This is a genomic window from Acidovorax sp. YS12, assembly GCA_021496925.1.
Lineage (GTDB): Bacteria > Pseudomonadota > Gammaproteobacteria > Burkholderiales > Burkholderiaceae_C > Paenacidovorax.
On record CP053915.1, the window covers coordinates 1,939,177 to 1,951,186 of the forward strand.

Annotated in this window: 13 protein-coding genes; 10 read left to right on the forward strand and 3 right to left on the reverse strand. The window is 70.0% G+C overall.

Going from position 1 to position 12,010, the window contains the following annotated elements:
* Positions 1-82: 82 nt before the first annotated feature.
* Entirely contained in the window at positions 83-544 is a 462-nt protein-coding gene (locus tag YS110_08775) for an FKBP-type peptidyl-prolyl cis-trans isomerase (protein UJB64828.1), read from the reverse strand.
* A 106-nt stretch (positions 545-650) separates the two neighbouring features.
* On the opposite strand from YS110_08775, the gene radC reads away from it, so the two are divergent.
* The 6 genes from radC to YS110_08805 all read left to right on the forward strand — a co-directional run bounded on the left by radC (position 651) and on the right by YS110_08805 (position 6,837).
* Positions 651-1,328 (forward strand): DNA repair protein RadC, encoded by a 678-nt coding sequence (gene radC, locus YS110_08780; GenBank protein ID UJB64829.1) that lies wholly within the window; start codon positions 651-653, stop codon positions 1,326-1,328.
* A gap of 296 nt (positions 1,329-1,624) precedes the next feature.
* Positions 1,625-2,680, forward strand: coding sequence for a Fe(3+) ABC transporter substrate-binding protein (locus YS110_08785; protein ID UJB64830.1), 1,056 nt, complete (start codon positions 1,625-1,627; stop codon positions 2,678-2,680).
* Between the two features lie 4 nt (positions 2,681-2,684).
* Positions 2,685-4,343 (forward strand): iron ABC transporter permease, encoded by a 1,659-nt coding sequence (locus tag YS110_08790; GenBank protein ID UJB64831.1) that lies wholly within the window; start codon positions 2,685-2,687, stop codon positions 4,341-4,343.
* 49 nt (positions 4,344-4,392) lie between these two features.
* Positions 4,393-5,091 (forward strand): ABC transporter ATP-binding protein, encoded by a 699-nt coding sequence (locus YS110_08795; protein ID UJB64832.1) that lies wholly within the window; start codon positions 4,393-4,395, stop codon positions 5,089-5,091.
* A gap of 5 nt (positions 5,092-5,096) precedes the next feature.
* A complete protein-coding gene (locus YS110_08800; protein ID UJB64833.1) occupies positions 5,097-5,780 on the forward strand; it encodes a heavy metal response regulator transcription factor in 684 nt (227 codons plus the stop codon).
* Positions 5,761-6,837 carry a HAMP domain-containing protein gene (locus tag YS110_08805; protein ID UJB64834.1) on the forward strand — a complete coding sequence of 359 codons (1,077 nt, stop codon included), beginning with the start codon at positions 5,761-5,763 and terminating at the stop codon, positions 6,835-6,837. Before YS110_08800 ends, YS110_08805 begins: the two co-directional genes overlap by 20 nt.
* A 28-nt stretch (positions 6,838-6,865) precedes the next feature.
* Here the strand turns inward: YS110_08805 and YS110_08810 are convergent, their stop codons facing one another.
* Positions 6,866-7,240 (reverse strand): transcriptional regulator, encoded by a 375-nt coding sequence (locus YS110_08810; GenBank protein ID UJB64835.1) that lies wholly within the window; start codon positions 7,238-7,240, stop codon positions 6,866-6,868.
* An 11-nt stretch (positions 7,241-7,251) separates the two neighbouring features.
* Complete coding sequence (locus tag YS110_08815) at positions 7,252-7,512, reverse strand: type II toxin-antitoxin system HigB family toxin (protein UJB64836.1); 261 nt, start codon at positions 7,510-7,512, stop codon at positions 7,252-7,254.
* Between the two features lie 73 nt (positions 7,513-7,585).
* Between YS110_08815 and YS110_08820 the strand changes: the two genes are divergently transcribed.
* From YS110_08820 to YS110_08835, 4 genes are all read left to right on the forward strand, one after another.
* The gene (locus YS110_08820; protein UJB64837.1) at positions 7,586-9,805 is read left to right on the forward strand and encodes a TonB-dependent receptor; all 2,220 of its coding nucleotides are present in this window, start codon (positions 7,586-7,588) and stop codon (positions 9,803-9,805) included.
* Positions 9,792-10,334 carry a transcriptional repressor gene (locus YS110_08825; GenBank protein ID UJB64838.1) on the forward strand — a complete coding sequence of 181 codons (543 nt, stop codon included), beginning with the start codon at positions 9,792-9,794 and terminating at the stop codon, positions 10,332-10,334. Before YS110_08820 ends, YS110_08825 begins: the two co-directional genes overlap by 14 nt.
* A 109-nt stretch (positions 10,335-10,443) precedes the next feature.
* On the forward strand, positions 10,444-10,950 hold the full coding sequence (locus YS110_08830; GenBank protein UJB64839.1) for a sigma-70 family RNA polymerase sigma factor: 507 nt from the start codon (positions 10,444-10,446) through the stop codon (positions 10,948-10,950).
* Positions 10,947-11,939 carry a FecR domain-containing protein gene (locus YS110_08835; protein ID UJB64840.1) on the forward strand — a complete coding sequence of 331 codons (993 nt, stop codon included), beginning with the start codon at positions 10,947-10,949 and terminating at the stop codon, positions 11,937-11,939. The genes YS110_08830 and YS110_08835 overlap by 4 nt, the downstream gene beginning before the upstream one ends.
* The last annotated feature ends 71 nt before the right edge of the window (positions 11,940-12,010 follow it).

A 12,010-nucleotide genomic window follows, 5' to 3' on the forward strand; every position in this document is an offset into this window, starting at 1 on the left:
CAGCGAGGGCTGCGTCCCCCTTCCCGAAGCGCGCAGCGCGTAGAGAGAAGGGGGAAGCCGCGTAGCGGCTCAGGGGGATGCCTCACAGGACACCGATGATCTGCACCTCGAACGTCACCGGCTGGCCCGCCAGCGGGTGGTTGAAGTCGAACAGCACGGCGCCGTCCTCGCGCACCTGCACCACGGCGCCGGCATAGCTGCCCTGGCCGTCGGGCGTGGGGAACTGCACCACGTCGCCCACGTGGTACTGCTCATCCGGGTCACCGAAGTCGTTGAGCAGCTTGCGCGCCACCCACTGCTGCATCTCGGGGTTGCGCTCGCCGAACGCCTCGCCGGCCAGCAGGGCGAACGACACGCGCTCGCCCTCCGACAGCCCGACCAGGCGCTGTTCGACGGCGGGCGACAGCTCGCCCGCGCCCAGCGACAGCGTGGCCGGCTTGTCGTTGAAGGTGTTGATCACGTCGCCCTGCGGCCCGGCCAGGCGGTAGTGCAGGGTCAGGAACGAACCGTTCTGGACAACGGCGGGGGTGGAGCTGGAAGTCATGGGGATTCCTCTGGGGGCGGAGCGCGGCCCGGCAAGCCGTGCCGATAAACTGCCGCGCATTGTAAAAACCCCGGGGATACCCCCACTGCCCGAGCGCGGAGCGCCCATGCCCCTCAAAGACCTGCCCCCGGACGCCCAGCCGCGCGAGAAGCTGCTGGCGCGCGGCCCCACCGCCCTGGCCGACGCCGAGCTGCTGGCCATCGTGCTGCGCACCGGCACCGCCGGGCGCGGCGTGCTGCAGATGGCGCAGGAACTGCTCGCGCACTTCGGCGGCATCGCCGGGCTGCTGCACACCGACGTGCAGGCGCTGCGCCACTTCAAGGGCCTGGGCGGCAACGCCAAGCGCGCCGAACTGGCCGCCGTGCTGGAGCTGGCGCGCCGCGCGCTGGCCCAGCAGCTGCGCGAGCGCGAGGTGTTCGACACCCCCGGCGCCATGCGGCACTACCTGCAACTGCACCTGGCCGCCCGGGGGCACGAGGTGTTCGCGGTGCTGTTCCTCGACAGCCAGAACCGGCTGCTGGCCATGGAGGAGCTGTTTCGCGGCACGCTCACGCAAACCTCGGTCTACCCCCGCGAAGTGGTGCTGCGCGCGCTGCACCACCACGCCGCCGCCGTGGTGCTGGCGCACAACCACCCCAGCGGCAGCGTGCAGCCCAGCCGCGCCGACGAAGCGCTGACGCAAACCCTCAAGGCCGCGCTGGGGCTGATCGACGTGCGCGTGCTGGACCACGTCATCGTCGCGCCGGGGCAGGCGCTGTCGATGGCGGAACAGGGGCTGGTCTAGTGTGCTGCCCCGTAAATAGCTGCACAAAATGAAATCGATGGATTCGTGTTCAGGGCGAGGCGCAAACCGCAGTGATAGCCGTAGCTATCACGAGGATTTGCAACGACGCCCTGGGCGCGAAGACGCGATTTCATGTGCAGTTATTTACGGGACAGCACACGAGAAGATGACAGCAAGATAACGGAAACCGCGGCGCGCTCCACGGGTAATGCAAATACGAATGAATCTCTCTCGATAATCATCCGTCCGCCGCCATGCCCCTGGCTGGCATGTGTTCAGCGATTCTTCCTTGCAGGATGCCTTTCATGAAGCCCCTTGACCGCTCCGCCGTCCGCTCCTTCGCCCGCCTCGCCACCTGCGTTGCCGCCGCCACGCTGGCAAACGCCGCCCTGGCCGCTGGCGAGGTCAACCTCTACACCACGCGCGAGCCGGCGCTGATCCAGCCGCTGATCGACGCCTTCAGCAAGCAGCACGCCGGCATCAAGGTCAACACCGTGTTCGTCAAGGACGGCCTGCTGGAGCGCGTGAAGGCCGAGGGTGCCCGCTCGCCCGCCGACGTGCTGATGACGGTGGACATCGGCAACCTGGTCGATCTGGTGGATGGCGGCGTGACGCAGCCGGTGAAGTCGGCCACGCTCGAATCCGTGCTGCCCGCGAACCTGCGCGACGCGCAGGGCCAGTGGTTCGCGCTGTCGCTGCGCGACCGGGTGCTGTATGCCGAGAAGGACCTGCCCATCACCCGCTTCACCTACGAAGAGCTGGCCGACCCGAAGTGGAAGGGCAAGGTCTGCATCCGCGCCGGGCAGCACCCATACAACACCGCGCTGATCGCCGCGAAGATCGCCAACGACGGCGAGGCCGAGGCCGAGCGCTGGCTGCGCGGCGTGAAGGCCAACCTGGCGCGCAAGGCCGCTGGCGGCGACCGCGACGTGGCGCGCGACATCCTGGGCGGCATCTGCGACATCGGCCTGGCCAACTCCTACTACGTGGGCCAGATGAAGAACGCCGCCGCGGGCAGCGACAACCGCAAGTGGGGCGACGGCATCAAGGCCATCCGCCCGACGTTCGCCAAGACGGGCGGCACGCACGTCAACGTGTCGGGCGCTGCCGTGGCAAAACACGCGCCGAACAAGGACAACGCCGTCAAGCTGCTCGAATACCTGGTCTCCGAACCCGCGCAGGCGCTGTACGCGCAGGGCAACTACGAGTACCCGATCCGCGCCAACGTGGCGCAGAACCCGGTCATGTCGGCGCTGGGGCCGCTGAAGGTCGATCCCATCTCGGTGGCCGAAATCACCAAGTACCGCAAGCAGGCCAGCCAGCTCGTGGACAAGGTCGGTTTCGACCAATAAACCCGTGCCGGGAACCGACAGCCGGGTCGCCCTGCCCGGCGCGGTCATCGTCGCCCTGCTGGTGCTGCTGCCCGTCGCCGTGCTGGCCGGGCACGCACTGCTGGCCGATGCGTCGCACTGGTCGCACCTGCTGGACTACGTGCTGCCGCAGGCGCTGCGCAACACCGCGTGGCTGCTGCTGGGCACGGGCCTGCTGGTGGCGCTGCTGGGCACGGGCAGCGCATGGCTGGTCACGGCCTACGACTTTCCGGGCCGCGGCGTGCTCACCTGGGCCTTGCTGCTGCCGCTGGCGGTGCCCACCTACATCGTGGCTTTCGCCTACCTCGACCTGCTGCACCCCATCGGCCCAGTGCAGACCGCCCTGCGCGCGCTGCTGGGCTACGACAGCCCGCGCCAGTTCCGCCTGCCCGACCTGCGCTCGCTGCAAGGGGCCGTGTTCGTGCTTGGCTTCGTGCTCTACCCCTACGTCTATCTGACCACGCGCGTGATGTTCATGAGCCAGGCCGCCAGCCTGCTCGAAGCGGCGCGCACGCTGGGCGCGAGCCGCTTCGAGGTGTTCCGCGAAGTCGCCCTGCCGCTGGCCCGCCCCGCCATCGCCGTGGGCATGAGCCTGGCGCTGCTGGAGACGCTGAACGACATCGGCGCATCGGAATTCCTGGGCGTGCAGACGCTCACCGTGGCGGTCTATACGACGTGGACCACGCGCTCCGACCTCGGCGGCGCGGCGCAGATCGCGCTGGCCATGCTGTGCATCGTCGTCGGCCTGATCGTGCTGGAGCGCCACGCGCGCAGGCGCCAGCGCTTCGCCAGCACGCAGCGCATGCGGCCCATGCAGCCGCGCCGCCTGCGCGGCCCGGCGGCGTGGGGCGCGCTGCTGCTGGGCGCAGTGCCGGTGCTGCTGGGCTTCGCGGTGCCCACGGCCTACCTGGCGGCGCAAACATGGAAACGGCTGAACCAGGTGGGCGGCGTGTCCGACCAGTTGCTGCGCGCCCTGGGCAACACCCTGCTGGTCGCCAGCAGCGCCACGCTGCTGGCCGTGGCCTGCGGGCTGATGCTGGCCTGGGCGGCACGCACGCGGCGCGAAAGCGCCCGCCCCAGCCTGCCGCGCGCCTGCGCGCGCATCGCCAGCCTGGGCTACGCGGTGCCGGGCACGGTGCTGGCCATCGGCCTGCTCACGCCGCTGCTGCTGGCCGACCGGGCGCTGGGCGCGTTGTTCGGCCACTCCGGCCTGCTGCTCATGGGCACGATGGCGGCGCTGGTGATCGCCTACGTCATCCGTTTCGTGGCGATACCGGCGGGCAGCATCGAGGCGGGCCTCACGCGCATTCCGCCGTCGCTGGAACAAGCCTCGCGCCTGCTCGGCGAGGGGCCTGGCGGCACGCTGCGGCGCGTGCACCTGCCGCTGCTCAAGCCCGCGCTGGCGGCCAGCGCGCTGCTGGTGTTCGTGGACACGATGAAGGAGCTGCCCGCCACCCTGCTGCTGCGCCCGCTGAACTTCGACACCCTGGCCACCTGGCTCTACGCCGAGGCGGCGCGCGGCACCTACGAGGAAGGCGCCGTGGCGGCGCTGGCCATCGTGGTGGCCGGGCTGCTGCCGGTCATCCTGCTGGCGCGCACCGGCATGGGCCAGCCTGCAAAAAATACAAGCCAAATTGGCCTCTAGCGCTTACTGGTAAAGCGCAAGCAGCTATGAATTCAGGAGTCATTCGAGCGTGAACCCCCTGCTGGAACTGGACCACATCCACCTCGCCTACGACACCCCGCGCGGCCTGCGCACCGTCGCCGACGGCCTGTGCCTGCAGCTCACACGCGGCCACATCGGCTGCCTGCTGGGCGCGTCGGGCTGCGGCAAATCGACCGTGCTGCGCGCCATCGCGGGCTTCGAGCCGGTGCGCGCGGGGCGCATCCTGCTCGACGGGCAGGTGCTCTCATCCCCGCGCCAGCAGGTCGCGCCCGAGCTGCGCCGCGTGGGCATGATGTTCCAGGACTACGCGCTGTTCCCGCACATGAACGTGGCGGCCAACGTGGGCTTCGGCCTGCGCCGCCACAGCCGCGCCGGACGCGAGGCGCGCGTGGCCGAGCTGCTGGAGATGGTGGGCCTGGCGAAGGCCGGAGACAGCTACCCGCACGAACTCTCCGGCGGCCAGCAGCAGCGCGTGGCCCTGGCCCGCGCCCTCGCGCCCGCGCCGGAGCTGCTGCTGCTCGACGAACCGTTCTCCAACCTCGACACCGACACGCGCGAACACCTCGCGGCGGAGGTGCGCGACATCCTGCGCTCCACCGGCCACACCGCCATCCTGGTCACGCACAACCAGGCCGAGGCGTTCGCCATTGCCGACCGCATCGGCAGCCTGTCGGGCGGGCAGCTCCAGTATTGGGACACGCCTGACGCCCTGCGCCAGGCAGCCTGAAGACCATGCGCATCCTGGTGGTGGAAGACGATCCCAAGCAGGCCGACTACCTGCGCCGCGGCCTGGTGGAATCGGGCGGCCACGCCGTGGACGTGGCGCACCGCGGCGACGACGGCCTGCACCTGGCCACCGTGGAGCGCTACGACCTGTTCGTGCTCGACGTGATGCTGCCGGGCCTGGACGGCTTCGGCGTGCTGGCCGGGCTGCGGCGCGCCACGGATGCGCCCGTGCTCATGCTCACCGCCCGCGACCGCGTGGAAGACCGCGTGCGCGGCCTGCAAAGCGGCGCGGACGACTACCTGGTCAAGCCCTTCGCGTTCTCCGAATTCCTGGCGCGCGTGCAGGCCCTGCTGCGCCGCAGCGGCCCGCGCCGCGCCGACGACGGGCTGGGGCAGGTGCAACTGGCCGACCTGGAGCTGGACCCGCGCCGCCGCCGCGCCTACCGCGCGGGCCGCCAGATCACGCTCACCGCGCAGGAATATTCGCTGCTCGCGCTGCTGCTGCAGCGCCAGGGCGAGGTGCTGTCGCGCAACGAGCTGGCCGAGCAGCTCTGGGGCGTGAGCTTCGACAGCGACACGAATGTGGTGGAAGTCGCCGTCCGCCGCCTGCGCCTGAAGCTGGAACACCCCGACGAAGAAAAGCTGCTGCACACGGTACGGGGCATGGGCTATGTCCTTGAAAGGCGGTAGGCGCCGGCCCTCGCTGCTGTGGCGGCTGGTGGTCTTGCAGACCCTGGCCGTGGCCGCCGTGCTGCTGGCGGCGGACATCGTTCTCTTCAACATGCTGCAGGCGCACCTGAACGACCGCGTGGCTCGCATTCTCTTGATTGCCGTCTGCGCGGGCACGGTGCTGGCGGCGGTGCTGTCGATGCTGGCCATGCGCTGGAGCACGCGCCGCCTGCGCCAGCTCTCGCGCGAGGCGCATGCGGCGGGCGAAGGCGGGCGGCTGCCCACCGCTGGCGTGGACGCCGAACTGCTGGAGCTGGTGCAGGCCTTCAACAGCGCGCTCGACCAGCGCGAGGCCGCGCAGCGCCAGTCCGAAGCCTTCAGCGCCGACGTGGCGCATGAATTGCGCTCGCCGCTCGCCACGCTCATCGGCGGCACGCAACTGGCCCTGAGCCGCGAGCGCACGGCGCAGGAGCTGCGCGAAGCGCTCGAATCCAACCTGGAGGAGCTGGAGCGGCTGAAAAAACTCGTCAACGACATGCTGTTCCTCGCGCGCGCCGACCGGGGCGAGCGCGCGCAGAGCCTGGAGCGCGCCGACCTGGGCGCGCTGGCCGACGCCATGCTCGACTACTGCGGCGCGCTGCTCGACGAAGCGGGGCTGACGGCGGTGCGCACCGGCAGCGCATCCGCCGTGTGCAACGAGGCGCTGGTCCGCCGCGCCATGGCCAACCTGCTCTCCAACGCCATCCGCCATGCGCAAGGCGGCCGCCCGGTGGAACTGCACCTGGCCGCGCTGCCCGGCAAGGTGCGCGTGTGGGTGTTCAACGCGGGCGAACCGATCCCGCCCGACGTGGCGGCGCGCATGTTCGACCGCTTCTTCCGCGCCAACGCGGCACGCTCCGAACACACCACGCGCCACGGCCTGGGCCTCGCCATCGTGCACGCCATCGCGCGCATGCACGGCGGCAGCGTGTTCGTGCAGACGCGGGCCGATGGCAACGAAGTCGGCTTCGAGATCCCGAGCGCGCTGGCCTCCGGCCAGGTGCGTGTGCGCCCGGCTGTGCACGAGGCTCCGCGCTGATGCGCGGCCCTGGCATGCAGCTTGGCGGTCAGCCCGCCACAGGCTCGGGCGCTCCAATCAGCGATTCGGCAGGGATGCCCGGCGACATGAGGCGGCGAATCATGGGCATGGTCAGCGGCCTGGTGCCTTTGAGCACCTGGTAGACGCGGTTCCTCGGGCCGATGTACGGCTCCATGTCCGCCACCGTCAGGTTCTTCTGGTCCATGTAGAACTTGACAGCCTCGATGGGCGAAGGCGGCGCCATGGGGTAGTGCCGGGCTTCCCATGCCTCGACCAGCGTGCCGAGCACTTCCAGGCGTTCGCCTTCGGGTGACTCGGGTTCGGGGTCCAGGTCGATCAAGGCGCTGACTGCCGCCAGCATGGCTTGGTAGTCTTCTGGCGTGCGGATGGGGCGGACTTCCATGGCGCCTCCTTTCATGGGGTTTGATCGACGGTGGCGGCATCGACGGCGTCGTATTGCCGGTGCGTGCCGATGAACTTGATGTAGGCCCACTGCATCTTGTACGTAAAGGCGACGATGAGCCGGTAGTCATTGCCTTTGATGTTGAACACCACGCGGTTGTGGCCAACGATGCTGGCGTTGCCAAACTGCGCCTTCACATTCGCCGGGCTGCGCCACTGACTGCCTGCCACCACCTGCTGCCGGGCGCGGGCGTCAGATGACCCAATTGTCATTTTCAGATCATCCTGGCGTTAAGGAAGATTAATACGATTCATTCGTATTCATTAACCTGAGAAACCGCCATCAATGACCGTTCATTCTTCCCCCTCTCCGTTCCGCCGCCGCGCCATCGCCCACGCCGCCTCAGCGTGCTGCCTGCTCGCCCTGCCGCTGGCCGCAGCAGCCCAACAAGCCGCCACGACAACCGAGCCCAAGTCGCTCGGCGCCGTCACGGTCATCGCCAAGCCGCAGGACCCGCAAAGCACCATGGGTTCAGCCTACGTGCTGACCCACCAGGAACTGGAGAAGTTCGAGGCCACCAACGTCAACAACATCCTGCGCACCGTGCCCGGCGTCTACGTGCGCGAGGAGGACGGCATGGGCACCTTCCCGAACATCGGCATCCGCGCCGGTTCGTCGGGCCGCAGCGGGCGCGTGTCGATCATGGAGGACGGCATTCCCGCCGCCATGTCGCCGTATGCCAACACCTCGGCCTACTACTTCCCCACCGTGGGCCGCATGGCGGGCATCGAGGTGCTGAAGGGGCCGGAGGTGCTGCTGTATGGCCCGCAGACCACCTCGGGCGCGATCAACCTGCTGTCCACGCCGATTCCCGACAAGGCCTCGGGCACGCTCAAGACCGAGCTGGGCCAGTTCGGCACGCGCAAGGTCCACGCGAACTACGGCGCCACCATCGGCCCGTGGGGCTTTCTGGCCGAAACCTACCAGCGCAAGACCGATGGCTTCCACCAAATCGACCGCTCCACGCACACGGGCGGCAGCGACGTGGCGGAATACCTGCTCAAGGCGCGCTGGCGCGGCACGGGCCAGCAGGTGGACGTGAAGCTGTTCAGCGGCCAGGAAGACGCCGACGTGAGCTACCTCGGCCTGACGGACGCGGACTTCCGCGCCAACCCGAACCGCCGCTACCACCTGGGCGAGCTGCAGCGCATGGACCGCGGCCGCAAGTCGGCCAGCGTACGCCACCAGTTCGAACTGAACGCCGGCACCCTGCTGACCACCACGGCCTACTGGGCCGACACCTCGCGCCACTACAACCGGCTGAACCAGATCAACGGCGTGGGCATCGGCTCGGTCATCAACACCATCCAGGCGGGCGGCGCCAACGCCGCGCTGCTGCAAGGCATCCTCGACGGCACGGCCAACACCACGCACGCCAACGGCGTGCGCTACGGCCACAACCACCAGGACTTCATCGCCAAGGGCCTGCAATTCGACGTGCTGACGAACTTCGCCACCGGCGCCGTCAAGCACGAGGTGACGGCGGGCGTGCGCTGGCACCACGACACCACCAAGAATGGCACCACCGGCATCACCGACAGCATCTACCAGCAGGTCAACGGCAGCCTGGTCTACCAGTCCACCAGCCCGGCCAAGCCCTCGCGCGGCGAGGCCAAGGCGCTGGCGTTCTGGGCCGCCGACCGCGTCAGCCTGGGCGCACTCACGCTGATGCCGGTGCTGCGCTACGAGCGCATCCGCAGCCACGCCAACACCGCCCAGCCCAAGACCGACCTCAACAGCAACCAGATCAACAAGACCACCGTGGGCCTGGGCGCCAACTACGCGCTGAACCCGCAGTGGACGCTGCTGGGCGGCGTGCACCAGGGCTTCGCGCCGCCCGGCTCGGGCGTGGCCAACGGCACCAAGGGCGAGGAAAGCACCAACTACGAAGGCGGCGTGCGCTACCGCCAGGGCACGCTGGGCGTGGACGCCATCGGCTTCTACTCCGACTACACCAACGCCATGCGCAACTGCCTGGTGGCCAACCCCTGCCCCGGCGGCGCGGTGGAAGGCACGCAGCAGACCGGCAGCAAGAAGGTCTATGGCCTGGAGCTGGGCCTGTTCGCCGACCTGTACCACCAGGGCGGCCACCGCGTGCCCGCGCGGCTGGCCTACACCTTCACCGACGGCGAGTACACCAAGGACTCCGACGTGGCCTCCGGCGTGAAGAAGGGCGACGTGCTCGAATACGCGCCGCGCCACATGGCCTCGGCACAACTGGGCTGGGAGACGGCGGGCTGGAAGAGCTACGTGGCGCTGAACTACGCGGGCAGCTCGTGCAGCACCAACACCTGCGGCCGCGCCGGGGTGGACACGCGCTACCTGCACACCGACGCACTGTTCACCGTCGATCTGTCCACCGCCTACCAGGTCAGCCGCGCCGTGGAGGTCTACGCCAAGCTCGACAACGTGTTCGACAAGCAGAAGATCACCAGCCGGGGGCCGGACGGCGCGCGCGGCAACATGGGCCGCTACTTCGCGGCGGGCATGCGTGTCAGCTTCTGACGGCCAGCGCCAGGCCAGCGGCCCGCAGCCCATGAACGCCCCGGATTCCATCCTGGACATGCTGCTGGCCGCGCAACTGCACCCGACGCTGGCGCGCATCGCCATCCTGCGGGTGCTGGCGGACACGGGCCCGCACGCCATCGGCATGGACGACATCTACCGCGCCCTGGTGGCGCGGGGCGCACAGGCCGCCATGAGCACGGTCTACCGCATCATCCAGGACATGGAGGCCCGCAGGCTCATCCTGCGCGAATGGGGAGACGGGCACCGCAAGGCGATATACCGCCTCCGGCCCAAGGCGCTGGACGACCCGGCATGCATCCACCTGGTGTGCCGGGAAAGCGGCCGCGTCGTCACGCTCGGCGATGCGGCCCTGCATGCCCACCTGCTGCAGGCGGCCAGAACCGCCGAGGTCGACCTCGCGGGCCAGGTGCTGCGCATCGAGGTCAGCCACCTGAAGGCGCCTGGCGCCAGCGCTGCGGGCAGGGCCAGGCCGGTGCGCGGCCCGCGCCTGGTCTCCCAGCGTTAAGGGCCGCGGCGGCGAAAGTTGCCGCCCCCAGCAGGCATCGGCATGGCATCTGGCGGATGCCTGATCGGCCCATCAAAGAATGCGATGCAATCTCATTTACGATGCCGCCATGTCCGCCACTTCCCCCGCCGACCCCGTCCACACGCTCTACGCCGACCACCATGACTGGCTGCGGGGCTGGCTGCGCCGCCGGCTGGGCGACGCGCACCAGGCCGCCGACCTGGCGCACGACACCTTCGTGCGCGTCATCGCCGGGCGGCAGGCCGGCGCCATCCAGGAGCCGCGCGCCTACCTCACCACGCTGGCGCAGCGCGTGCTCTGCCACTTCTGGCGCCGGCGCGAGCTGGAGCAGGCATGGCTCGACGCCCTGGCCACGCTGCCCGAAGAACTCGCCCCCTCGCCCGAGGACTACGCCCTGGTGCGCGAGGCCGTCGAAGCGCTCGACCAATGCCTGGGCGCCCTGCCGCCCAAGGTGCGCCAGGTCTTCCTGCTGCGCCGGCTCGACGGCCTGAAGCACGCCGAGATCGCGCGCGCCACGGGCCTGTCCGTCGCCACGGTGGAGCGCTACATGAAGCAGGCCCTGGTGCACCTGTGCACCCAGCCCGACGCGCCGTGAGCACCCTGGACACCGCCACCGAACAGGCCATCGACTGGCTGGTGCGGCTCGATTCCGGCCACGCCGATGAAGATGACCACCACGCCTTCCGCCACTGGCTGGCGCAGGCCGAAGCGCACCGCCACGCCTGGGCGGCCGTGCAGGCACGCCTGGGCGGCGGCGTGGACAGCGCCATCGCCCAGTTGCGCCACGCCGGCCCCGCCGCCACCGCCGCGCGGCAGGCCCTGCAGGCCCCCGTGCCCAGCGCCGCGCGCCGCCGCCGCATGCTGCGCGGCGGGCTGGCCGCCCTGCTCGCCACCACCGCCGCCGGCTGGGCCGCACACCGGCAAACCCCGCTCACCACCCTGGCCGCCGACCTGCGCACCGGCACCGGCCAGCGCCTGCGCCACCACCTGCCCGACGGCAGCGAAATCACGCTGGACGCCCGCTCCGCCGCCGACATCGCCTACGGCGCCAGCCAGCGCCTGGTGCGGCTGCGCGCGGGCGCGCTCACCATCAGCGTCGCACCCGCAGGCAATGGGCCCCCCTTCGCCGTGCAAAGCGCGCAAGGCAGCGTGCAGGCCCTGGGCACGCGCTTCATGGTGCGGCAGCAGGACGACGGCCACACCCTGGTGCACGTCATGGAACACAGCGTGCGCATCACCACCCTGGGCGGCGCCACGCACACCCTGGCCGAAGGCGAAAGCGCCCGCTTCTCGGCCCATGCCATCACGCCGCTGGGCACGCCCCGCGCCCCCGCCGCCGCCTGGGCCGACGGCCTGATCGACGTGCGCGACCAGCCCCTGGCCGACGTGATCGACGCCCTGCGCCCGTACCTGCCCGGCCCCATCCGCGTCAGCCCCGAGGCCGCGCGCCTGCGCGTGTTCGGCGTCTTCCCGCTCGACCGGCCGCAGCAGGTGCTGCAGGACCTGGTGGACACCCATCCCATTGCCGTGCGGCGCTGGGGGGCGTGGCTCACGCTGGTGGACGTGCGCGGGGCGGATTCATAGCCAAATCAGCCTCCAGCGCTTGATGGACAAGCGCGAGCAGCTATTTTTTCAATAGCTTCAAGACACTTTTT